24 protein-coding genes are annotated in these 22,860 nt (G+C 66.0%); 7 read left to right on the top strand and 17 right to left on the bottom strand.

All coding sequences use genetic code 11. The features are described from left to right. Positions 1-52 precede the first annotated feature (52 nt). The gene (locus tag E3T39_RS01585) at positions 53-1,006 is read right to left on the bottom strand and encodes a metallophosphoesterase (protein WP_134513012.1); all 954 of its coding nucleotides are present in this window, start codon (positions 1,004-1,006) and stop codon (positions 53-55) included. Positions 1,007-1,080: 74 nt separating this feature from the next. Between E3T39_RS01585 and E3T39_RS01580 the strand changes: the two genes are divergently transcribed. Next, complete coding sequence (locus E3T39_RS01580; protein WP_134513011.1) at positions 1,081-2,610, top strand: pyridoxal phosphate-dependent decarboxylase family protein; 1,530 nt, start codon at positions 1,081-1,083, stop codon at positions 2,608-2,610. Positions 2,611-2,647: 37 nt separating this feature from the next. On the opposite strand, the gene dprA is transcribed toward E3T39_RS01580, so the two are convergent. The 4 genes from dprA to E3T39_RS01560 all read right to left on the bottom strand — a co-directional run bounded on the left by dprA (position 2,648) and on the right by E3T39_RS01560 (position 7,097). Next, a complete protein-coding gene (gene dprA / locus E3T39_RS01575; RefSeq protein WP_134513010.1) occupies positions 2,648-3,967 on the bottom strand; it encodes a DNA-processing protein DprA in 1,320 nt (439 codons plus the stop codon). Then, entirely contained in the window at positions 3,964-5,499 is a 1,536-nt protein-coding gene (locus E3T39_RS01570; RefSeq protein WP_134513009.1) for a YifB family Mg chelatase-like AAA ATPase, read from the bottom strand. The genes dprA and E3T39_RS01570 overlap by 4 nt, the downstream gene beginning before the upstream one ends. Next, positions 5,499-5,855, bottom strand: a complete 357-nt coding sequence (locus E3T39_RS01565) for a YraN family protein (protein ID WP_134513008.1) — start codon at positions 5,853-5,855, stop codon at positions 5,499-5,501. Before E3T39_RS01565 ends, E3T39_RS01570 begins: the two co-directional genes overlap by 1 nt. 102 nt (positions 5,856-5,957) lie before the next feature. After that, positions 5,958-7,097: an alcohol dehydrogenase catalytic domain-containing protein gene (locus tag E3T39_RS01560; RefSeq protein WP_241979445.1), complete on the bottom strand. Its 1,140-nt coding sequence runs from the start codon at positions 7,095-7,097 to the stop codon at positions 5,958-5,960. Positions 7,098-7,135: 38 nt separating this feature from the next. Here E3T39_RS01560 and E3T39_RS01555 point away from each other — a divergent pair, with 38 nt between their 5' ends. Next, positions 7,136-7,582, top strand: a complete 447-nt coding sequence (locus E3T39_RS01555; protein ID WP_134513007.1) for a nitroreductase family deazaflavin-dependent oxidoreductase — start codon at positions 7,136-7,138, stop codon at positions 7,580-7,582. An 88-nt stretch (positions 7,583-7,670) separates the two neighbouring features. Here the strand turns inward: E3T39_RS01555 and E3T39_RS01550 are convergent, their stop codons facing one another. The 9 genes from E3T39_RS01550 to nirD all read right to left on the bottom strand — a co-directional run bounded on the left by E3T39_RS01550 (position 7,671) and on the right by nirD (position 14,148). After that, positions 7,671-9,146, bottom strand: a complete 1,476-nt coding sequence (locus tag E3T39_RS01550) for a glyceraldehyde-3-phosphate dehydrogenase (RefSeq protein WP_134513006.1) — start codon at positions 9,144-9,146, stop codon at positions 7,671-7,673. Between the two features lie 79 nt (positions 9,147-9,225). After that, positions 9,226-9,549: a DUF2469 family protein gene (locus E3T39_RS01545; protein ID WP_134513005.1), complete on the bottom strand. Its 324-nt coding sequence runs from the start codon at positions 9,547-9,549 to the stop codon at positions 9,226-9,228. A gap of 12 nt (positions 9,550-9,561) precedes the next feature. Next, complete coding sequence (locus E3T39_RS01540; protein WP_134513004.1) at positions 9,562-10,206, bottom strand: ribonuclease HII; 645 nt, start codon at positions 10,204-10,206, stop codon at positions 9,562-9,564. Beyond that, positions 10,206-11,003, bottom strand: a complete 798-nt coding sequence (gene lepB, locus E3T39_RS01535) for a signal peptidase I (protein ID WP_420898125.1) — start codon at positions 11,001-11,003, stop codon at positions 10,206-10,208. Before lepB ends, E3T39_RS01540 begins: the two co-directional genes overlap by 1 nt. An 82-nt stretch (positions 11,004-11,085) precedes the next feature. Then, positions 11,086-11,427 (bottom strand): 50S ribosomal protein L19, encoded by a 342-nt coding sequence (gene rplS / locus E3T39_RS01530; protein ID WP_092108884.1) that lies wholly within the window; start codon positions 11,425-11,427, stop codon positions 11,086-11,088. Between the two features lie 175 nt (positions 11,428-11,602). After that, positions 11,603-12,148: an MFS transporter gene (locus E3T39_RS01525; protein ID WP_134513003.1), complete on the bottom strand. Its 546-nt coding sequence runs from the start codon at positions 12,146-12,148 to the stop codon at positions 11,603-11,605. Between the two features lie 57 nt (positions 12,149-12,205). Continuing rightward, positions 12,206-12,916, bottom strand: a complete 711-nt coding sequence (trmD, locus tag E3T39_RS01520; RefSeq protein ID WP_134513002.1) for a tRNA (guanosine(37)-N1)-methyltransferase TrmD — start codon at positions 12,914-12,916, stop codon at positions 12,206-12,208. Positions 12,917-12,925: 9 nt separating this feature from the next. Beyond that, complete coding sequence (locus E3T39_RS01515; protein ID WP_134513001.1) at positions 12,926-13,753, bottom strand: sirohydrochlorin chelatase; 828 nt, start codon at positions 13,751-13,753, stop codon at positions 12,926-12,928. Then, the gene (gene nirD, locus E3T39_RS01510; protein WP_104191593.1) at positions 13,750-14,148 is read right to left on the bottom strand and encodes a nitrite reductase small subunit NirD; all 399 of its coding nucleotides are present in this window, start codon (positions 14,146-14,148) and stop codon (positions 13,750-13,752) included. The genes E3T39_RS01515 and nirD overlap by 4 nt, the downstream gene beginning before the upstream one ends. A gap of 290 nt (positions 14,149-14,438) precedes the next feature. Between nirD and nirB the strand changes: the two genes are divergently transcribed. From nirB to E3T39_RS01495, 3 genes are read left to right on the top strand one after another with little or no spacing between them, the layout of a single operon-like run. Beyond that, the gene (gene nirB / locus E3T39_RS01505) at positions 14,439-17,075 is read left to right on the top strand and encodes a nitrite reductase large subunit NirB (RefSeq protein ID WP_134513262.1); all 2,637 of its coding nucleotides are present in this window, start codon (positions 14,439-14,441) and stop codon (positions 17,073-17,075) included. A gap of 4 nt (positions 17,076-17,079) precedes the next feature. Further along, complete coding sequence (gene cobA, locus E3T39_RS01500; protein WP_134513000.1) at positions 17,080-17,889, top strand: uroporphyrinogen-III C-methyltransferase; 810 nt, start codon at positions 17,080-17,082, stop codon at positions 17,887-17,889. Further along, on the top strand, positions 17,889-19,121 hold the full coding sequence (locus tag E3T39_RS01495) for a uroporphyrinogen-III synthase (protein WP_134512999.1): 1,233 nt from the start codon (positions 17,889-17,891) through the stop codon (positions 19,119-19,121). Before cobA ends, E3T39_RS01495 begins: the two co-directional genes overlap by 1 nt. A gap of 96 nt (positions 19,122-19,217) precedes the next feature. On the opposite strand, the gene rimM is transcribed toward E3T39_RS01495, so the two are convergent. From rimM to rpsP, 3 genes are read right to left on the bottom strand one after another with little or no spacing between them, the layout of a single operon-like run. After that, positions 19,218-19,871 (bottom strand): ribosome maturation factor RimM, encoded by a 654-nt coding sequence (rimM, locus tag E3T39_RS01490; RefSeq protein WP_241979444.1) that lies wholly within the window; start codon positions 19,869-19,871, stop codon positions 19,218-19,220. A gap of 4 nt (positions 19,872-19,875) precedes the next feature. Further along, positions 19,876-20,112, bottom strand: coding sequence for an RNA-binding protein (locus tag E3T39_RS01485; protein ID WP_035879344.1), 237 nt, complete (start codon positions 20,110-20,112; stop codon positions 19,876-19,878). A gap of 3 nt (positions 20,113-20,115) precedes the next feature. Beyond that, a complete protein-coding gene (gene rpsP, locus E3T39_RS01480; protein WP_092108903.1) occupies positions 20,116-20,520 on the bottom strand; it encodes a 30S ribosomal protein S16 in 405 nt (134 codons plus the stop codon). Positions 20,521-20,721: 201 nt separating this feature from the next. On the opposite strand from rpsP, the gene E3T39_RS01475 reads away from it, so the two are divergent. Further along, positions 20,722-21,858 (top strand): glutamate--cysteine ligase, encoded by a 1,137-nt coding sequence (locus E3T39_RS01475; protein WP_134512997.1) that lies wholly within the window; start codon positions 20,722-20,724, stop codon positions 21,856-21,858. A gap of 82 nt (positions 21,859-21,940) precedes the next feature. Further along, complete coding sequence (locus E3T39_RS01470; protein ID WP_134512996.1) at positions 21,941-22,840, top strand: SDR family oxidoreductase; 900 nt, start codon at positions 21,941-21,943, stop codon at positions 22,838-22,840. The last annotated feature ends 20 nt before the right edge of the window (positions 22,841-22,860 follow it).

Genomic DNA, 22,860 nt, shown 5'->3' with positions numbered 1-22,860 from the left:
CCTCGACAGGCCTGTGCCGGCGGGTACCCGGTTTTCGTTACAGCCTTCGCCGTCATCGCTGCCGCGAGAATGCTTGCAAGCGTTCCCCGGGTGTAAGCACCCCGAGCTGATCGACATAGTCAGACGGAAACTGTGTGACGGTGGCGAAGGCCCCGAGGGGCACCTGTGAGTGCGTGATCTGGTCGGCGTAGACGTGCACCAGATTGATGGTCTGACCGCCGTTCACGCCGATGAGTTCACGCTCGGGGGCGCTGAGGTCCATCGTGTAGCAAGTGGCCGCTGCGACAGATACGGGAATGCCGGCGAACATGCCCTGGGTGGAGTAGTGCAGGTGCCCGCCGAGAATGGCTCGCACGTCACTGCCGGCCAGAATGGCGGCCAGTCGCGGCTGGTCCTGCAGTTCGAGCACCTTCATCAACGGAATCGGCGTGGGAATCGGCGGGTGATGCAGCGCCAGAATCGAGCCGTGGCGGGCGGGCGTACTCAGCACCGCACGCAGCCACTCCAACTGGGCGTCGCTGACCTCGCCGTGGTGATAGCCCGGAACGCTCGTGTCGAGGGCGATGACGCGCAAGCCGTCGATGACGTGCACCTGGTCGACGGGGTCCTGATTTCCAGTGCCCTGGTCGACGGCGCCGCGATCAGCTGCGTCCGCCGATTCGCCAGAGTGGCGCTGGCGCAGCAGGGTAGAACGAAAAGCGGCGCGCTTGTCATGGTTGCCCATGACCCAGATGATTTTGGCCTCCCATTCGGCGGCGGCGGCTTCAACAATGTCGCGAATGCGACGGTAGGCATCCGCTTCGCCCCGATCGGCGACGTCACCGGTGAGAACGATCGCGTCGGGGCAGATACCCGACCGATGCAGCTGCTCGAGGGCACGATGCACCGTGTGGTCGGTGTCGACGGTACCGTAGAGGGCCGCAGCATCCGCTAGAAAATGCGTGTCGCTCAGGTGAACCAGTAACTTCTCGGCGGGCGCATGCTGGCCCCAATGCACGGTCGCCATGCCTCGTCCTCTCGTTGGAATCCACCCTACGGGCTGCCACCGACAGAAGCGTCGTGCGGGGCTATCATGGCGGCATGTCTGCCCAGCCGGACGCCTACACCAAGGCTCTGGATCGTGCACTTCTGCACGCCCAGGCCTGGCTTGCGTCGCTTCCTACCCGCCCGGTCGGCCCCCGCGTCGACGCCGATACCCTGGCCGCGCTGTCGGCCGGCCCCCTTCCCCCGACTCCGACCGCTGCGGCCGAGGTCATCGATGAGCTGGCTTCCTTCGCGGAGCCCGGTCTGATGGCGATGCCGTCCGGTCGGTTCTTCGGCTGGGTGATTGGAGGAACCCTGCCAGCGGCCCTCGCCGCCGACTGGCTGGTGACCGCGTGGGACCAGAACGCCGGAATGCGGTTTGCCACTCCAGCGGCTGCCGTGCTGGAGGAGACCGCCGGCGGCTGGTTACTCGATCTGCTTGGCCTGCCACCCGGAGCGGATGTCGGATTCACCACTGGCGCGACGATGGCCAATTTCGTCGGCCTCGCCGCCGGTCGGCAGTGGGTTCTGGATCGGGCCGGATGGAACCTGGACCGGGACGGTCTGGCCGGTTCGCCGCGAGTGCGGGTTTTCGTGGGGGCCGAGCGTCACGACGTCATCGATCTCGTGCTGCGCTACCTTGGCCTCGGCGCACCCATCGTGGTGGACGTCGACAGTGAAGGACGGTTACGTCCCGAGAGTCTCGCCGAGCTGATGGCCGCCGGCGTCGGCCCGGCCATCGTCTGCCTGCAGGCCGGCAATTTGCATTCCGGAGCATCCGACCCAATGGTCGCGGCGATCGACGTGGCGCACCGGCTGGGAGCCTGGGTGCACGTGGACGGGGCCTTCGGTCTCTGGGCGGCGGTCAGCCCGAGTTCTCGCGACCAGCTGACCGGTCTGGATGGCGCTGATTCCTGGGCGACAGACGCCCACAAAACGCTCAATGTTCCCTACGACTGCGGGGTGGCGATCGTGTCCCGGCCCAAAGTCGTGCGCAAGGTATTCGGCGTGCACACGAGCTATCTGGTGGCAGCCGATGGTGCTCCCGGACACGTTGGCCCCGGCGACCCGTTCGAAAAGGTGCCGGAGCTGTCCCGTCGGGCGCGAGGCGTTCCGGTGTGGGCGGCGCTCCGATCGCTCGGTCGCGATGGCACGATCGCGCTGGTTGACGGTCTCGCGTCCAATGCGCGCGCCATGGCCGACGGCCTGCGGTCGATGCCAGGGGCCGAGGTACTCAACGAAGTGGTGTTCACGCAGGTGTGTGTGAGTTTCGGCAGCGACGATCGCACCCGTCGGGTGACGCAGCAGCTCATAGCCGACGGTTCGGCGTGGATGTCGGGGTCGCGCTGGCACGACCGGGACATTCTGCGCATCTCGGTCAGCAACTGGTCGACGGATGCCGCGGACGTCGCGCTCTCCCTCGTCGCCGTGGAGCGGGCCTGCGCGGCCGTGGACGGTGCCGATCACCTAGCCGCGCACCCAGACTTTGTCGCCCCGGAAGTCGCAGCCGACCGCAGACCGGCCGCCACGTCCTCGGCTGCGCACCCGTCGGCAACGACGCACGCGATCCCTCGCCGGACGCTGTGAGCCCAGCCACGGGAGGGTCGCTCCAGCCGGCTCCTCTTTACGCCCGGCGTACCCAGCCGGCCTCCCGCTCCTGGGCTGCCCCATCGAGATCGAGCCCGCCAAGGGCGCCGCGCACGGCCGAAGTCGAGAGCCCGGCGCGGCGTGACAGATCGGCGACCGTGCGAGGCGTGCGACCGCTCAGGGCGTCGAACACGCGCACCTGGTCGCTCGTGCGGGGTATCGGGCCCGGGCCGGCATCAGTGTCGCAAAAGTCCAGGGGCACCTGGATCGACCGCTCACCAACCAGCTCGGCCATCTCGGTCGGGTTGGTCACGCACACCGCGGCGAATTCGCGAATGAGGCGATGACAGCCGGCCGAGGTGGGGCTCGTGATCGGCCCGGGCACGGCGCCGAGCGGCCGGCCCAGCGCCGACGCGTGCCCGGCGGTGTTGAGCGAGCCCGACCGCCAGCCGGCTTCCAACACGATCGTTGCCGCACTCGCTGCGGCGATCAATCTGTTTCTTTGCAAAAAACGCCATTTCGTGGGGGCGGCGCCGCAGGGCAGCTCGGAGATAACGGCGCCGGCGGCCACGATGCGGGTGAGCAGGGAGTCGTGTCCACTCGGATAGAACCGGTCGACTCCCCCGGCGAGGAAGGCCAGGGTCATGCCGTCACTGGCCAGCGCTGCACGGTGGGCCATCCCGTCGATACCGTAGGCGGCACCAGACACGACGGCAAAACCACGGTCGACCAGCCCGGCCGAGGCCTCCATAGCGATGTGCTCGCCATAGCCGGTGGCAGCCCTGGCTCCGACCAGGGCGATGGAGTTGGGCAGCGCGGCCAGGGCGCCGGGCACACCCCGCCACCACAGCGCCAGCGGCGCATGCTGCTCAAGGTCATCGATCGCCGCGGGCCAGAGGGTGTCCGTGGCCAGCAGTAACCGGGCGTCGACGCGAGCTGCTTGTTGCAGCGAGCGGATGACGTCACCCGAATTGAGCCGCGGCCGCCAGCGTTGAAGTCCCGCGTCGAGGGCCTGTTCCAGCTCGGCGCTGGTGTCGGCATCCGCTTCGGTGTGATCGGAGCTGGGACTGGTGGCAAAGACGACATCCGGGGCGCCCGGCTCATCAGCGAGAACGTCGCGCACGAGGGCGCCGATGCGCACGGGGCTCCATGCCTCGAGAATGGCCGTCAGCGCTACGCTCGCGCCAAGGCTCGCCACGAGCAGGCCGGCCGTACCATCACCGGGTTCGGCGATGCCCGACCAGGCGGCGCGGGCGAATACCTCGCCGGCCGTTGCGAGGGCGTCGACCGGCATTCCACCGCGCACGCCTGCGATGAGTTCGCTTACCCGGGTCTCGTCGAGGCCGAACAGCGTCATGATGTCATTCCTTTGCGTAGGTAGAGGGCGTGGCCGATTTGGTCTGGGCCGGGACTGGTGAGACCGTCATAGTCGGCCAGGGTCCAGGCGATGCGCAGAACCCGGTCGTAGCCGCGCATGGTGATTCCGCCGCGTTCGAGCGCCCGGTCGAGGCCCGCGGTGGTGTTCGGGGCCAGTCGAGTCGATGTGCCGCGCAGCCACGGGCCAGGTACCTGGGAGTTCAGGGTCCAGGGGGTGCTGCCGAGCCGCTCGGCCGCCGCCGCACGGGCAGCGACCACCCGCTTTCGGGCGGTGACGCTCGTCATCCGCTGCGTATCGGTGGCAAGGCGCAGCTGGGCGGCGGTGATGCGCTTGACGTTGAGCTGGATGTCGATGCGGTCGAGCAGCGGCCCCGAGATGCGAGCAAGGTAACGGCGGCGTGCGTTGGGCGGGCACGTGCAGCTGAGGTCTCCCGCACCGTACTGTCCGCACGGGCATGGATTAGCTGCCATTACCAGTTGAAACCGGGCCGGAAAATGCGCGACGGCGTTGGCGCGGTGAATGCTGATCCAGCCAGATTCCAGGGGCTGGCGCAGGGCGTCAAGCACCGGAGTAGCGAATTCGGGGGCCTCATCGAGAAAGAGAACTCCGTGCGAGGCCTGCGACGCGGCCCCCGGCCGAATCTGTCCATTACCACCGCCGACCATGGCCGCAGCGGTCGCCGTATGGTGTGGCGCTTCCCAGGGCGGCCGGGTGATCAGGGCTCCGCCCAATCCGAGCCCGCTGAGCGATCGGAGGGAACTAACCTCCAGAGAGCTCGCCGGGTCGAGGTCGGGCAGCAGGCCGGGCAGCCGGGCCGCGAGCATAGTCTTTCCGGCGCCGGGCGGGCCGAGCAGAAACACGTGGTGCCCGCCCGCGGCGGCTATCTGCAGGGCCAGAATGGCGTCATCATTGCCGATCACGTCTGCCAGGTCGGGTTCGGCGGCCAGGTTGGCCGGCACGGTCGCCGCCAGAATGGCCTCGACCGGTATCGGCGGGAGTGTGGCGCCGTGGAAGATCGCCGCCTCACGCAACGATGCGACACCGATGACGCGAATATTGGGTACGAGTCGTGCTTCAGCCTGGTTGCCGATCGGCACCATCACCGTTGTATGCCCGAGGCGAGCCGCGGTCATCACACCCGGAAGAATGCCCAGCGTCGGCCGTAGTCTGCCATCGAGGGCGAGCTCGCCGAAGTGCACGACCTGACCGACCGATTTTTCGGAAACGGTGCTGTCGGCGGCGAGGCAAGCCAGCGCGATCGCGAGGTCAAAGCCGGCACCGTGCTTGGGCAGCGCGGCCGGCGACAGATTGATGGTGAGGCGGTGAACGGTGAGCGGGCATCCGCTGTTGGTGGCCGCAGCGCGCACCCGCTGGGTGGCCTGTGCGAGGGCCGCATCGGGCAGCCCGATCAAGATCATGCCGGGCAGTTGCGCCGAGATGTCGGCCTCGACCTCGACGAGCGCTCCGGTCAGTCCGAGCATTGCTACGGCGTGAGTGCGGGCGATGCCCATCAGAACACGCCCTCGAGGTGTTCGATGACCGGTTCGCGGCCGACCGGGGCGATTACCGCGATGACGTCGAGCCGGATTTGGCGCGGCCAGCGCTCGGCCTGCACACACCAGGCGGCGGCCAGGCGCCGCATCCTGGCCAGTTTTTTCACAGTGATGGCTTCAAACGGATGCCCGAAACTCAGGCTGCTGCGCGTCTTCACCTCGACAAAGACAACGGCAGCGCCCTGTTGCACGACGAGGTCGATCTCCCCCTCTGAGCAGCGCCAATTGCGGGTCAGGATCGTGTAGCCGGCGCCCTGAAGAAAGCGCGCGGCCTGATCTTCGCCGAGTTTGCCGAGTTCGTCTTTGCGCGCCACGAGTACCTCCGAAAACCAGAGTGACGTCTCGGGGCTCAGGTGACACCGGCCGCCGCAAAATTGGTGGAGAAGGCCGCAACGTGGGTGCCTGTGGAGGAAGCGCTACTCGTCGTGCATCACAAACAGGCGGCGCACGACGTCGCCGGCGACGAGCGCATCCAGGCTCTCGTTGAGGTCGGCGAGTGGGCGGGTATCGGTGTGCAGCAGTTCGACCGGCAAGAGGCCGTCTCGCCACAGCTGCAGGTAGCGCGGGATGTCCCGGCTCGGCACCGAATCGCCCATGTAGGATCCGAGCAGCCGATGGCCGAGCCCGGCAAACTGGAGCGCCGGCGTGGTGATGGTCTGCTCTGGATGCGGCAGGCCGACCGAGACCAGGGCGCCGCCTCGGGTGAGCAGGGCGAGGCTGGCTTCCATTACGCGAGCGCTGCCGACGGCCTCGATGGCGAGGTCGACGCCATCTCCGGCGTGCGTTCGCACGAGCTCGGCCGCCTGGTCGGGCGGCCCGGCATGCTGGGCGCCTAATCGAAGGGCCAACTCCTGCTTCTGCGGCAACGGATCGATCGCGATCACGGTCGTGCCGACCATCTGTGCCGCGGCCATGACGGCCATCAGGCCGACCGCGCCGAGCCCGAACACGATCACCGACTGCCCGGGAGCGAGGGCGCCGGTGTTGAGCACGGCGCCGATGCCGGTCAGGGCCGCGCAGCCGAACATGGCGGCGACGTCGAAGGGAACATCCTGGTCGATCGCGACGACAGATTCCCGGGCGACAACCGCGTACTGCGAGAACGCCGAGACGCCCAAGTGGTGGTTGATGCGCTCCCCAACGTCACTCGCCAGCACCGCCGGGCCGTGCAGCAGGTCGCCGGTTCCGTTCGCCGTCGCCCCGCGGTGGCAGAGTGCGGGGCGCCCGGCCAGGCAGGCCCGGCACTCGCCGCAGCTTGGCACAAACACCAGCACGACTCGGTCGCCGACGGCGACATCATCGATGCCGTCACCGATGGCTGCCACGGTGCCGGCCGCCTCGTGACCGAGCGCCATCGGCAGGGGGCGAATGCGCGAGCCGTCAATGACCGAGAGGTCTGAGTGGCAGAGACTGGCACGTTCGATGCGCACGAGCACCTCGCCGGCGCGCGGAGCCGGGACTGGAATCTGCTCGAACGTCAGTGGACGGCTGTCGGCGTAGGGCCGCGCCGCGCCCGCGCCGCGAAGAATCGTGCTGAGCATCGTTGCTGGAATCATTCCTCCAACCTATCGTCAGCGCCACGTACGCTTGGCGTATGAAGACGCTGCGCCATCGGATGACTGACTTCGGCATGCACGCCATGAACGGCGTGCACCGGATGCTGCTGGCTCTTTCGGGCGGACGCCTCGGCTGGACCATCGGCACCATGCAGACCGTCGAACTGCACACGATCGGCCGCAGTAGCGGACAGCGTCGGTCGACGCTGCTCACGGCGCCGGTGCAGGAGGACGGTCGATACATTTTCGTGGCGTCCAAGGGCGGCGACGACCGGCATCCGTTCTGGTACCTCAACCTCGTGGCAGAGCCGGATGTGGACCTGACCATACGCACGGTGACGCGACCGTTCCGGGCGCGCACCGCGTCATCCGCTGAGAAAGCCGAGCTGTGGCCGCGCATCGTCGCCGCCTACCCCGGCTATGGCGCCTACCAGGGCAAGACCGAGCGCGACATCCCCGTGGTCATCTGCGAGCCGCGCGTCTAATCGCGGACGGGGCCCGGGCCCGGACCCCGGGCCCAGTTTATAAACTGGGCCCGTGGACGGGGCCCGGGCCCCGTCCAGATCACGTAGGTCAGGCGACCGGCTCGAGGGTTTCGGCGGTGAGGATGGCCGGGAAGATGGGCGCGTGCACGCCGGACATCTCTTCGAGCACCCGGATGACCTGGCAGCTGTAGCCGTATTCGTTGTCGTACCAGACGTACAGAACGGCCTTCTGGTCGGTGACGATGGTGGCCAGACCGTCGACGATCCCGGCGCGACGGGAGCCGAGAAAGTCGCTCGACACCACTTCGGGCGAGTCGATGTAGTCGATCTGCCGGTGCAGCGAGGAGTGCAGCGACATGGTGCGGAGGTACGTGTTGAGCTCGTCCTTGTCGGTCGCGAGGGCAAGGTTGAGGTTGAGAATGGCCATCGAGACGTCGGGGGTGGGAACGCGGATAGCGTTGCCGGTGAGTTTGCCGGCGAGTTCGGGCAGGGCCTTGGCAACGGCCTTGGCCGCTCCGGTCTCGGTGATGACCATGTTGAGCGCGGCGGAGCGGCCGCGGCGGTCACCGGAATGGAAGTTATCGATGAGGTTCTGGTCGTTGGTGAACGAGTGCACCGTTTCGACATGACCGTCGATGATGCCATAGCGGTCGTTGATGGCCTTGAGCACCGGAGTGATGGCGTTCGTGGTGCAGGACGCCGCGGTAATAATGCGGTCGCTCGCCAGAATATCGGTGTGGTTGATGCCGTGCACGATATTTTTCAGCGCGCCCTTGCCCGGTGCGGTCAATAGCACCCGGGCGATGCCTAGGCACTTGAGGTGCTGCGACAGGCCTTCTTCGTCGCGCCACTTGCCGGTGTTGTCGACGACGATGGCGTCGTGGATGCCGTACCGCGTGTAATCGACGCTGGCCGGGTCACCGGAGTAGATCACCTGGATGAGTGTGCCGTTGGCGAGGATGGTGTCGTTCTCCTCGTCGATGGTGATCGTGCCCTCGAACGGGCCGTGCACCGAGTCGCGGCGCAGCAGGCTGGCACGCTTCACGAGGTCATTGGCGGAACCGCGCCGCACGACGATCGCGCGCAGGCGTAAGCCCTGGCCGCCGCCGGCGTGTTCGATCAGGATGCGGGCAAGCAGCCGGCCGATGCGACCAAAGCCGTAGAGCACGACGTCGGTGCTGGTGCGCGCGTCGAGTCCGTGCTGGCCGACGACGTCGGCGAGTTCGGCGCGCAGGTACTCTTCGAGAGTGACGCGGCCGTTCTGCTCGCGAAAGCCGAGGGCGAGCCGCGCGAGGTCGATCGACGCTGCTCCGAGGTTGAGGCCGTCGATGGCCTGAAGAATCGGGAGGGTCTCTTCGAGCGGAAGCTCGACATCCGCTATATGGCGGGCGAACCGGTGTGCCTTGAGCAGGCCGACGACCGACTTGTTGACCAGGCCGCGGCCGTAGACGCTCGTCACGACGGTGTTGTCCCGGTAGAGGCGCCCGATCAGGGGAATCATCGCCTCAGCGAGAGCCTCACGATTACTCCACGTTGCACGGGCACGATCAGCGTCCTGGATCACAGGGTTGCCTTCCTAAACCTTCGTTGGTTAGTCCGTTAAACGGAACATGTCCGGCCACCCACGGCCCCGGAGTCATTGCTTATTCGTCGATTGCAAGTTCCTTGGGAAGTTCGAAGTCCTTCGACGCGAGTTCTTCCACGTTGACGTCCTTGAAGGTCAGCACGCGCACCGCTTTCACGAATCGGTCCGAGCGGTAGACGTCCCAGACCCAAACGTCCTTCATGGTCAGTTCAAAGTAGAAATCGTGTTCCGTGTCACGGCGCACCAAATCGACCTCGTTGGCGAGATAGAAGCGGCGTTCGGTTTCGACGACGTACTGGAACTGGCCAACCACGTCTCGATATTCCCGGTACAGGGCCAACTCGACCTCGCGGTCGTAGTCCTCGAATTCGTCTTCTTCCATGGTGATCTCATCTTACGCTGAGATTTTGAGCCACGATTTGCGGTGTAAGGGGGTCGGCCCGAGCACGTCGATCGCGCTCAGGTGGGCGGCGCTGCCGTAGCCCTTGTTCGAGGCCCAGCCGTAGCCGGGCGCGTCGTCGTGCGCGGCGATCATGAGGCGGTCGCGGTGCACCTTGGCGATAACGGATGCCGCCGCCACCGACCCGCAATCCCGGTCGGCTTTGATACGCGTCACCACGTTCAACGGGGTGGCCAGCGCCTTGTTCAGCCAGTCGTCGCTGCCGTCGAGCAAGACGATGCTGCCGGCCACATCGACACCCTGCGTATACAGCTCGGCCAACGCACGCTTGCCGGCCAGCCCGAGGCAGGCGATGATTCCGAGCTCATCGACCTCGGCGGCCGAGGCGAGCCCCACGGCCGAGTATGTCGCCCAGGCGACGGCGAGCGGTGCGAGCAGTTCCCGGCGCGGTTCGCTGAGCATCTTCGAGTCGCGCAGTCCCACTGGCATGCTCAGAACGGATGCGTCCACCGCGGCGAATCCGACAGCCACCGGCCCGGCGAGAGCTCCGCGCCCCACTTCGTCACAGCCGATCACAAAGCGTGCGCCGGTGCGCAACAGATCGAACTCCACCTCGAGGGTGGGGTCGGACACCGCCACTACTCGGAGCCCTGGTCGGCCTGCTCCACCTCACGGAACACGTCCGGATAGTCATCGAGCCACGCCCAGTGCGCGAGCGGCCAGCTCACGACGAGCGCGCGACCGACGACGTTGTCGATCGGGACGTACCCCTTGCCGACCGTGTCACCGTTGTAGCGGGAGTCTTTGGAGTTGTACCGGTTGTCGCCCATCATCCAGAGTGAGTCCGCCGGGATCGTGACATCGAAGTCGTCCTTGGAGACCTTGGTATCGCCAGCCGGCAGCAGCACATAAGCCGATTCGTCAAGCGGAACATCGTTGACGCTCATCTGGCCGAGGGCGTTGCAGCAGACCACGTGGTCGCCGGGTAGTCCGATCACCCGTTTGATCAGGTGGTCGTTGCTGTCGGGCGCGGACAGTCCAACGACCGAGAGCAGCCAGTCCACCCCCGCAATGATCGGATTTTGCACGATCTCAGCCTGCGGCAGCAGCCATCCGCCGGGATCTTTGAACACGATGACGTCGCCGCGGGAGATCGGGATCAGCTCGGGTTCGAGCTGATTCACGATGATGCGGTCGTCGATCTGCAGGGTGTTCTCCATCGACCCGGATGGGATGTAGAACGACCGAATCAGAAAGGTCTTGATCAGAAAGGAGATGAGCAGTGCGACCACGAAAATGATGAGGAGGTCGCGGATGAACAGCAAGACGCTGCGTTGTTTGCTTGGCGCCTTCTTGCTGCGTGCCATCGTGCTTCGGGACTTCTTCGACTCTGATACCCGACGATCGGACCTGGAGGCGAGCACTTCATCTGTCATTTAACCGCCTGAGCTCCCCATCAGTTTAGGTGATGGGGAGCTCAGGGAAGAATCCGATTGGATCTTTGCAAAAGCGCGAAAGTTAGCGCTTTTCCTTGATCTTGGCTTTCTTGCCACGCAGGTCGCGCAGGTAGTACAGCTTCGCGCGACGAACATCGCCGCGGGTCACGATCTCGATGTGGTCGATGACCGGGGAGTGCACCGGGAAGGTACGCTCGACGCCGATCTGAAAGCTGACCTTGCGAACGCAGAACGTTTCGCGCACGCCTTCGCCGGAGCGGCCGATGACGACTCCCTGGAAGACCTGGATACGAGAGCGGGTTCCCTCAATGATGTTGACGTGAACCTTGACGGTGTCGCCGGCACGGAAGTCAGGAAGATCCTTCTTCAGCGATGGGGCGTCTACCGCGTCGAGAATATGCATGTTGTTTCGCTCTCTGTACCCGCCACAGGTCGACTACGCTAGGTGCTTCATTCGAAGCAATCAGTATGAGGATGTGCACCGCAACGAGCAGGTTCCCCTGTGGCAGAGTCCTGCAGCGGCACAAGCGCTTATTCTGTCATGAACTCGCACCCGTTGCAAAGCGGAGCCGGGCGGGTCAGAGCCGATCGCGCTTTTCTTCGATGACGATGACCTCTGGCTTGGCACCTCGGCCAAAGTTCGGTGCCGGCTTGGTCTCGCGGGGGCGTGGCCGGTTCGGCAGTGGATGCTGGGCCCCGGCCGGGGCAGACTGCCCGTGCGCCTGCTGCTCCACCAGGTCGACCATCGCCAAAACTCGGCGCCGGGCTGTGTCGAACAACTCCCAGACGGCGAACCAAAACACAGCGAACCCGCCGATGATGACGAGCACGCTCAGCCAGCCGGCGGCATCCGTGGAGAACGGAATGGCGATGATGAGCGCGTGCCAGAGGGCGAGCACGCCGACGTCGGCGTAGGAGACGGCCCGGGTTTCGCGCACTTCTTTGCGCGCATAGACGACGAGGGCAACGAGGAGCAACCCGAGGCCGATGAGTATGGCGCCGAAGAAGATGCCCAGCACGGCCCAGGCGCCCGATCCGAAGATCGACGACCCGATGAGGAGCCAGAGCGGCAGGGCTCCGGCGGCGATGAATTGCCAGTGGTAAAAGGCGCGGCGGATGATCACTGGGTCAGTTTATCGATGGGGGCTGACACTAACCTCGGCGTTCGCTGGAGGCTGAAGTCATGAGATCGTGGGCGGCAGAAGGTCGGGCCGCACGCGTTCGGTGCGTTCAATTTGCTGCTGGTGGCGCCAACTGCTGATGGCGCCATGGTTGCCGCTTCGCAACACCGGCGGAACGTCGAGGCCGCGCCAGCTGGCGGGCTTGGTGTAGCTGGGGTATTCGAGCAGCCCGTCTTCGTGGGACTCCTCGACCAGGCTTTCCGGGTTGCCGACGACGCCGGGAATGAGTCGGCCGATCGCTTCGATCATGGCCATCACGGCCACCTCTCCCCCGTTGAGCACGTAGTCGCCGAGGCTGACCAGCCGCACCCGGCCGCGCTGCTCGTAGTGGTCGACGACGCGCTGGTCGATGCCCTCGTAGCGGCCACATCCGAAGACGAGGTGTTGCTCGAGCGATAGCTCGCGGGCCATCCGCTGGGTGAACTGGTCCCCCGCCGGCGAGGGAAAGATGACGATGGGGCCGTCGTCGACCGGCTCAGGGTCAGCGCCGAGTATGGCATCGAGGGCGTCACCCCAGGGCTCCGGCTTCATGACCATGCCAGCGCCGCCACCATACGGGGTGTCGTCGACCGAATGGTGGCGGTCGTGGGTGTGGTCGCGCAGGTTGTGCACGCCCAACTCGATCAAGCCGCTCTGGCGGGCCTTGCCGAGCAGCGACAGATCCAGCACATCGAAGAATTCGGGAAATATGGTGACGATATCGATGCGCATGGTCAAATTCTAGAAGATTTGGGCTTGCTCTTTCGCCTCGAGGTACCGGTCGACGACCAGGTCAACCAGAGGAGCCGGGGCCGTTTCACCCGGCAGCAGCAGCGGGGCGGTGACCCGGTCGGCGCCCACGCTCTGGGCGCGCGTCAAGTCGAAGAAGAATCCGGGCGCCATTAAATAGGTGCTCACGGTGACGCTGGCCCCGCGCAATCGAGCCGCGGTGACGGCGCAGGCCAGCCGGGGCGTGGCCGCGGAGAGAAAGCCGACGGTGACGCGAACGCCGAGGCGCTGTTCCAGCAGGGCACCGACCGTGCGGCAGTCGTGCACCGCGCGCGCGTCGCTCGAGCCTGCGGCGGCGAGCACGATCTCCTGGCCGGGGACACGTTTGTCGAACCCGTCGGCGCGCAGGCGATGTTCGAGTACGTCGATGAGTCGGTCGTCCGGGCCGAGCGCCCGCGACACGGTCGTCACGCGGTCGTGCGCGCTGGTCTCCCGTTGCAGGTCGACGTGCACGTGGTAACCGGCGGAGAGCAACAGTGGCACCACGACCGCGGCAATATCCGGGGGAACCGCACCGAGGCTCGCCGCGACATCCGGCTGTTGCACGTCGACGAAACCACCGATCACGGCAAGTTCGGGATGAGCGAGTGTAACGGCCTCGACGAGGGCAGCGATGGCGGCCTGGCCGTCAGCCGAGTTGGTGCCGTGTGAGATAGCGACGAGCGCGGCGGGTGCTGGCGTTGCGCGCTCGGCACCGCTGTGCTCGGCACTGCGCCCGGAGGTGCGGTGCCAATCGATGCTGTGCTGTGCTGCACGAGGCCGTTCGCCGAGTAAGGTCATGCCGCCTCGAGCAGCCCAGACTCGACCGCAACCTCGATGTAGCCGCCGACAACGCGGGTTTCGTAGGTATTCAGCACGAGCGTCGGGTTGGTGAAGCATTCCCCGGTGCCGAGGTCGTAGACCTCTTTGTGCAACGGTGAGGCGATGGTCGGGCGGTCACCCTTGGAACCGACGATGCCGCGGGCCATGACGTTGGCCTCGGTGTGCGGGTCACGGTGATCGACGGCGTAGATTTCGGTCGGCGAGAGCAGGAACAGTGCGATCTGCTTCATGCGAATGAGGGCGGCTTCGCCCCAGCTGGGTTCCAGATCGGCCACGGCACAGGCGCGCTCCCAGATCAGGGCGGGGCGGGTGGCTGCAGCGGTCAGGCGGGTGTCGGCCAGTGTCATCGTCATCGTGCGCTCCCAGGGGGTGTGGTTTAGGCGTCGTCGCGTTTGTGCGTCGGTCCCACGGTAGGCGTGCCATATTTCGACCAATCGCCCGCCATGTTTCCCCCGAGTGAAACCCGCCTCACAGTGCGTGCGCTCCGCTGTGGGGCTTTCGACCAGTCCGGGACACAGGAGCGACACGAGCGGGAAACTGCCCCGAACTACGCTCACAATTGCCCCGCTTTGAAAGGATGCTGATGCCAGCTTCTCGTGAAACCGCCTCCGCGTATTCTGCCCCAGCCGCCACAGCATCCGCTATGGACGCGACGCACGCCGTCACAACAGTGAGACCAGCGGATGCCGCCAGCACCCACCCAGACACACCGCGCCGCGTCATCGTGATCGGTGGCGGCCCCGCCGCACACCGCCTCACCGATGCCCTGCACTCCCGCGATACCGAGCACGCCCTCTCGATCGTCGTGCTAGCCGAGGAGAACCACCGGCCCTACGATCGGGTGGCGCTGAGCCAGCGCCTGGCCGGAAAGTTCGACCTCACTCTCGAGCCCACGGCACCATGGGACAGTGAGCGCGTCGCGCTGCGCATCAACGAGCGGGCCACCAGCATTGATCCGCTCGCACACACCGTCACTACGTCAACCGGGGCCGTGCTCGACTACGACGACCTCGTGCTCGCCACCGGATCCAGTGCTCCGGTCCCCCAGATGCCGGGTCGCGAACACATTCGGGTCTACCGCACCCTCGACGACGTCGACGCCCTCGTCGACGAGCTCGCCGCCCTCACCGCCTCCCTCGGCCGCACCCCCAAAGTCGTCGTAGCCGGCGGCGGTCTGCTCGGCCTCGAAGCGGCCGGCGGACTGCACAAGCTCGGCGCTGAATCCGCCATCGTACATTCCGGCGGCTGGCTCATGTCGGCCCAGCTCGACGAGGGCGGTGGACAGGCCCTCGGTCGGATCATCGTCGCTCAGGGCATCGAGCTACACCTCGGCACCAGGGCCCGAACCATCCTCCGCGACGACGACAACGCGGTGACCGGCCTTCAGCTCGGCAACGGCCGCGAGATCGCCGCCGATATAGTCGTCTACGCGATCGGCATCTCGCCGCGCGACGAGCTGGCCCGCGCCGCCGGACTGGCCGTTGGCGTGCGCGGCGGCATCACGATCGGCAACGACTGCCGAACGAGCGACCCCAGCATCTGGGCGATCGGCGAGGTCGCCAGCTGGAAGGAGCGCTGTGTCGGTCTCGTCGCACCGGCCAACGCCATGGCCGAGGTTGTCGCCGACCGTCTGCTCGGCGGCAACGCCGAATTCACGAGCGTCGACGATGCCACCAAACTCAAACTCTCCGGTGTCGACGTCGCCAGCTTCGGTGACGCCCTCGCCAGCACGCCGGGCTCACTCGAAATCGTCTACGCCGACCCGGCCCGCGGGCTGTACCAGAAGCTCGTCATGACCGACGACGCCAAAACCCTGCTCGGCGGCATCTTTGTCGGCGACGCCACGCCCTATTCGACTCTGCGGCCGATGGTCGGCCGCCAACTCAATATTGAGCCCGCCGCATACCTCTCCGCGGCCGGTGCGGAGGCCCCGGGCGGCGACGAACTGCCCGACGATGCCCTGGTCTGCTCCTGCAACATGGTCTCGGCCGGCGCCGTACGAAGCGCCGTGCTCGGCGACGAGCACACCGATGCCTGCACCGAACTCGGGGCGCTCAAGGTCTGCACGCGGGCCGGCACCCAGTGCGGTTCGTGCGTGCCGTTGGTCAAGAAGATCCTTGAGGCCGAGCTGACGGCATCCGGTCAAACAATCTCGCACGCCCTGTGCGAGCACTTCGAGCTGAGCCGCCAGGAGCTGTTCGATTCTGTGCGGGTGCTCGGGCTCGTGTCGAGCGATGAGATCTTCTCCCGCTTCGGCACCGGCCGCGGCTGCGATGTCTGCAAGCCCGCCGTCGGCTCGATCCTGGCCAGCCAGAACACCACCTATATTCTGGATGCCGGCCGCGGCACCCTGCAGGACACCAACGACCGTGCCATGGCCAATATGCAGAAGGACGGCACCTACTCGGTGGTTCCGCGCATTCCGGGCGGTGAGATCACGCCGACCAAACTCGCCGTCATCGCGCAGGTCGCGCTCGACTTCGACCTCTATACCAAGATCACCGGCGGACAGCGGATCGACCTGTTCGGCGCCCGGCTGGAGCAGCTGCCCGACATCTGGCGCATCCTGGTCGACGCCGGCTTCGAGTCCGGACAGGCCTACGGCAAGGCGCTGCGCAACGTGAAGTCCTGCATCGGTTCGACCTGGTGCCGCTTTGGGGTGCAGGATGCCGTTGGCCTCGCTATTCGGCTGGAACTTCGCTATCGCGGCCTGCGCGCCCCGCACAAGTTCAAGTTCGGGGTGTCGGGCTGCGCCAGGGAGTGCGCCGAAGCACGCGCCAAAGACGTGGGCATCATCGCCAGCGACAACGGGTGGACCATGTACGTTGGCGGCAACGGTGGTTTTCAACCCGCGCACGGGCAGCTGTTGGCGACCGACCTCGACGAGGAAACCCTGATCAAGTACATCGACCGCTACTTGATGTACTACATTCGCACGGCCGATCGGATGCAGCGCACGGCGCGCTGGATGGAAGACCTGGAGGGCGGCCTCGAGCATGTGCGCGAGGTCGTCATCAACGACTCGCTTGGACTGGCCGAGGAGCTCGAGCAGGCCATGCTCGCCCACGTCGACAACTATGAAGACGAGTGGGCGGCTACGCTCGCCGACCCGGAGCGTCTACGCCGCTTCCGCTCCTTCGTGAACGCGCCGACCGAACCCGACCCGAGCATCGCGCTCGTTACGGAGCGTGACCAAATCCGGCCCGCTACCCCGGCCGAACGGGCCTCGTCGAGTACTGTTCAACTAAGTGGAAGCCGCATTCCCGTTCGAAAAGAGTAAGAAAATGACAACCCAGAATTCCGGTACGACTGGGTCAGTCAGCGCCGGGTCGGTCACCCTGGTCGGCGGCGGCCCCGGCGCCGCCGAGCTGCTGACCGTCGCCGCCGTCACCGCTTTGCACCAAGCGGATGTCGTGTTGTTCGACCGTCTCGCCCCCAACGACGAACTCGCCCTGCTCGCCCCCGGCGCAACCCTCGTCGACGTCGGCAAGCGCGCCGGCAGCCATCCGGTCTCGCAGGCCGGGATCGAAGAGCTGATGGTCGAGCATGCCCTCGCGGGCAAACGCGTGGTGCGGCTCAAGGGCGGCGATCCCTATGTGTTCGGGCGCGGAAGCGAGGAAGTGATTGCCTGCCACCGCAACGGCATTGCCGTCACGGTCATTTCCGGTGTCACGAGTGCGATCGCTGTGCCGGCGGCGGCGGGAATCCCGCTGACGCACCGCGGTATCAGCCACGCGTTCACCGTGATCAGCGGCCACGCGCCACTCACTGACAACGAACTCGCAGGACTCACGCTGCTTGGAAGTACCGTCGTCGTGTTGATGGGCGTTGGCACCCTGCCAACCCTGAGCCAGGGCCTGCTGCGCCACGGTATGCCCGCGCACATGCCCGTCGCCATCATTGAACGCGGGTTCAGTGCCACCCAGCGAACGACAGTGAGTACGCTGTCGAGCGTGTTGGCCGATGCCGCCACGGCGGGCGTGCGCAGCCCGGCCGTGCTGGTCATCGGCGAGGTCGTTCGCCTCGCTTTCCGCGGTGATGCCGCCGCCGAAGACCTCGTGGCCCGCGCGGCCGAGTTCGCGGTGGCTGACTGATGACCGGGGCGAACGAGCAGGGACGAGTTGTCTCGGGGGCGGGCGCTGGGGCATCCGCTGCACCGGATTCACACGCTCACCACGCGCATCTGCCGGGAGCGACCGAATCGATCGACGTGGCGGCCCCTTTTCTGCAGCCGAACCAGCTCGAGGGTTTTCGCATCGGGGTGACGAGCGATCGCCGATCGAGCGACCTGATCGACGCCTTCGAGCGGCGCGGCGCCCGCGTTGTGCACGCGCCGACGCTGCGCATTGCGCACTCGCAGCAGGACGGTCCGCTGCTCGAGGACACTAGAACCCTGATTGCCGCGCGACCCGATATTCTGCTCGCAACCACCGGCTACGGCGTGCGACGCTGGTTCGAAGTAGCCGAGGCCGACGGCATTGGCTCTGAACTCACCGATGCATTCGCCGACACCACGATTTTGGTGCGCGGGCCGAAAGCGCGCGGCGGCATTCGCGCCACCGGGCTGAACGACTCTGGCATGAGTGATTCGGAGACCACAGCCTCGCTCGTCGATAAGGTATTGGCCGAGTATCCGCCGGGACTTATCGTCGGCATTCAGGTTCATGGCGCCACCGACGAGGTGCAACTCGATCGGCTGCGCGCGGCGCACGAGCGTGTGCTCGTCGTTGCGCCGTATCGCTGGATCGCCGTCGATGACAGCGACGAACGCGTCTATAAACTCGTCGAGGCTATCTGCTCCCGCCAGCTGGACTGTGTGACCTTCACAAGCGCGCCGGCCGTGCACGCCCTGTTCACCGCGGCCGAGGGAATGGATGTCTACTCCGAGCTGATCGCGGCGCTTCAAACCGAAGTATGCGCGGCCGCCGTCGGGCCGGTGACGAGTGCCCCGCTCGTCGCGGCCGGAATTGCTCCGATTCAGCCGACCCGGTTTCGCATGGGCGCGCTGATTCGACTGGTCTGCGAACACCTGGAACAGAACATGATCGAACGGGTCGAGACGCAGAACGGGCTCGTGGAGCTGCGCGGTTCGATCGTGCAGGTCGGCGAGGAGCGCGTGCAGCTTCCACCGACGGCCCTGACGATAATGCGGGCGCTCGTTCGGGCGCGCGGCGCGGTCGTCTCCCGCGACGATCTCACCCTGGCACTGGCCGGCGACTCCGACGATCACGCCATGGAGGTCTCGCTCAGCCGGCTGCGGCAGACGCTCGCCGTGCCTGGGCTGGTCGCGACCGTGGTCAAGCGCGGCTACCGACTCAACGTGTAGCTCCCGCGTAACCAGCGGCGCGGGAGCTGCGCCAGTACGCGGGAGTTTCGCGTCCCGCGCAGCGGCGCAAGTCCCGCGCGCCGTGAATGGAGCGCGTTAGGGGCGGTCGGTCGGGGCAGCGGATGCCGCAGCATCCGTTTCAGAAGCAGGCTCAGCGTCCGCTTCCGGCGCGTCGGCCGGGTCCTCTGGAAGTTCTTCGAGCAGGCCGGGCGGCGGCGTGATCGTGACCAGGCCGTTTTTCACGTCGACGCTCGGCACGATGGCCTTCACGAAGGGGATCATAACGTCGCCGGTCGGCGTCTTCACGATCAGCAAGTCTTGCGCTGGCATGTGCTCGAGGCGACCGATGGTGCCGATGCGCACCCCGTCGCGCATGACGGCGAGGCCGACCAACTGGTGGTCGTACCAGGCATCTTCTTCATCCGACTGCTCGGCCACGTCCGCGTCGATCCAGAGGATCGCCTTCGCGAGCGTTTCCGCCGTGGAACGGTCGGGAACATCCTTGAAAAAACCGACCGCGTGCTGGTTGTACCAGCGCAGCTCGACGAGTTCGATCGTCTTGCCGTGCCAGGCCGAACCGGTCGGAACCTGCAGGGTGAACACGGCGCCCGGGACGAAACGTCGTCCCGGGTCATCCGTGAACAGTTCGAGCTTGATTGCTCCCTTGAGGCCGTGAGCCTTGGTCAGGCGCCCCACCCGTAACTGCTGGGTGCGGTCCTTCTCGCTATCGTCCACCGTCGTGTCGTTCACTGAACTAGAAATCGGTGTCGACGACGTCGACGCGAACGCGTCGACCATCGGCCAGAGCCGCAACGAGGGTGCGCAAAGCCTTGGCGGTGCGACCAGCACGACCAATGACCCGGCCGAGGTCCTCGGGGTTCACACGAACCTCGAGTACCTCGCCTCGTGGCGAGTTCTTTTCTGCAACGTGCACATCGTCCGGGTGATCAACGATCCCCTTGACGAGGTGTTCGAGCGCGGGAGCAAGCAACAGTTACGCCTCTTCGGTTGCTTCGGCAGCAACCTCTTCTACCTTGGCGACCGGCTTCTCGGCCTTGGGCTTGAGAACCGGCTTCTTCTTCTCGTCAGCGACGAAAGCGGCCTTCGGTTCCTTCACCTTGACGGTGCTCTTGGCGTTCTTGTCGCCCTTGAAGATGCCCCAGTCGCCCGTGAGCTTGAGGAGGGCGGCAACCTGCTCGGTCGGCTGAGCGCCGACGCTGAGCCAGTACTGCGCACGCTCGGACTTGACCTCGATGACCGAGGGCTCCTCCGTGGGGTGGTAGATGCCGATTTCTTCGATGACACGACCGTCGCGCTTGGTGCGCGCGTCGGCAACGACGATGCGGTAGTACGGTGCACGGATCTTGCCCATGCGCTTCAGACGGATTTTGACAGCCACAATTCTCCAGTGTTGATTCGGTGTTTGGCGAACCTTGGGCCGTGAGCGTGGGGGCACACTCGGCATAAGCTCTATAGGATCACGTTGCACCGAGATAGAGGGTCGGGCACAACGGATCGCGACTAATCATTGTGTCAGAGATTGCTCACATTGTGATAATCGAACCTCAACGGCTTTCATCAGCCCACCCAAGGAGCGCCCGTGCCACTCGAATTCGCCCGATCAGCCCGCTCCACCGTGGGCATCGAGTGGGAGGTCGCCCTCGTCGACCGCAATACCGGCGATCTGGTCAATATCGCCGACGAGGTACTCGACGCCCTCTGCGGCCCGGACGGCTCGGCGCACCCGACGATCACCGGTGAGCTGCTGCTCAATACGGTCGAGCTGGTTTCCGGTGTGCACGACACCGTCGGCCACGCTGTAGCGGATGTTGCCGGCCAGCTCGCTGAGGTGCGTCGCGCCGTGGACGGACGCGAGGTTGACGTGATCTGCAGCGGCTCGCATCCGTTTGCGCAGTGGTTTGACCAGACCATCACCGACAAGGCGCGCTATCACAAGCTCATCGACCGCACGCAGTGGTGGGGTCGCAACATGATGATCTGGGGCATCCACGTGCACGTGGGCATCGAAGACAAGGCCAAGGTCATTCCGATCATGAACGGCCTGCTGACCTATGTTCCGCACCTGCAAGCACTGAGTGCCTCGAGCCCGTTCTGGGCCGGTGTCGATACTGGCTACGCGAGCAACCGCTCGCTCATGTTCCAGCAACTGCCGACCGCTGGCCTGCCGTGGGACCTGCCAGACTGGGACGCCTGGGAGCGTTACGTCGACGACATGACGGTGACCGGCATCATCGACGACGTGACAGAGGTGCGCTGGGACATTCGCCCGTCACCGCGCTGGGGCACAATCGAAATTCGGGTCTGCGACGGCGTCTCGACCACCGTCGAGCTTGGCGCAATCGCCGCGTTCATCCAGTGCCTGGTCGAGTGGATGTCCACCCGCCTCGACGCGGGCGAAGACGTACCGCGAATGCAACCGTGGTTTGTGCGCGAAAACAAGTGGCGAGCGGCCCGCTATGGACTCGATGCCGAGATCATCCTGGATGCGGCCGGCAACGAGTGCCTCGTAACGGATGACGTGCGCCGCCTCATCGAGATTCTCTCCCCCGTGGCCGAGCGTCTCGGCTGCCTGCCGGAGCTGCAGGGCCTCCACCGCATCATCGATGAGGGCGGCAGCTATCAACGACAGCTCGCCGTGGCCGCCGCCAACGACGGCAGCCTGCCCGCGGTCGTTGCGGCGCTCAGCCACGAACTCGCGCAGGGGCTCGGCAGCTAGGGTTCTGGAGGGAAAGCGCCGTCCGATGCTGCGAAAGCGGTGAGCGGTCGGCCGCGGCGGAAGCAATACGAGAGGTTTTCGAATGGCGCACGATCTGATCCTGGTGACCGGCGCGACCGGCAACATTGGTCGCGTCGTGGTCGAACGGCTGCTTTCTGCCGGGCTCAGGGTGCGGGCCGCTGGCCGTACTTCCGAATCCGTGGCCCGAATGTTCGGCGATCGGGTGGAGGCCGTCGCCCTGGACTTCACTGACAACACCACCTGGCCGGCCGCGTTCGCGGGAATCCAGCGCATGTTTTTGCTGCGGCCGCCACATCTGGGCAAACCGAAGGAGCAGATGATTCCCGCTCTCGAATTCGCGCAGCACTCTGGTGTGGAGCAGATGGTCTTTCTCTCACTTCAGGGCGCCGAAAAGAACAAGGTCGTACCGCACGCCGCCATCGAAGCCTGGCTTCGTACCTCTGGGGTCGCCTGGACGTTCGTTCGCGCCTCGTTCTTCCACCAGAACCTCTCCACCACCCACCTGACCGACATTCGTGATCGCGACGAGATCGTCGTTCCGGCAGGTCGGGGCGCGACAGCGTTCGTCGACGCGGAAGACATCGGCGCGATCGCCGCGGTTGCCCTGCTCGACCCGCAGTCCCACGCCGACACCGCCTACACCGTGACGGGGAGTGAGGCACTCACCTACCATCAGGTTGCCCAGATTTTGACGGCCGAACTCGGCCGCCCCATTCGGTATGCACGGCCCGGCATCGTGCGCTACCTCCGACACGCACGCCGCACCCTCGGCATGCCGTGGGGCATGGTTTTGGTCACTGCCGCGATCTACACCACGGCCCGCCTCGGCATGGCGGCTGAGCTCACCGACACGGTGCGGACGGTCCTCGGCCGCGAACCCATTCGCTTCGCCGAATTCGCCCACCGCGAGCGCGCGGTCTGGAATCCTACCCAGACGTCAGCCGACCTGCCCTCCAGCTGACGATCCCGCCTGTGGTCGGC

The organism is Cryobacterium suzukii (assembly GCF_004403185.1).
Lineage (GTDB): Bacteria > Actinomycetota > Actinomycetes > Actinomycetales > Microbacteriaceae > Cryobacterium > Cryobacterium suzukii.
This window is presented reverse-complemented; position numbering and strand designations above follow the sequence as displayed.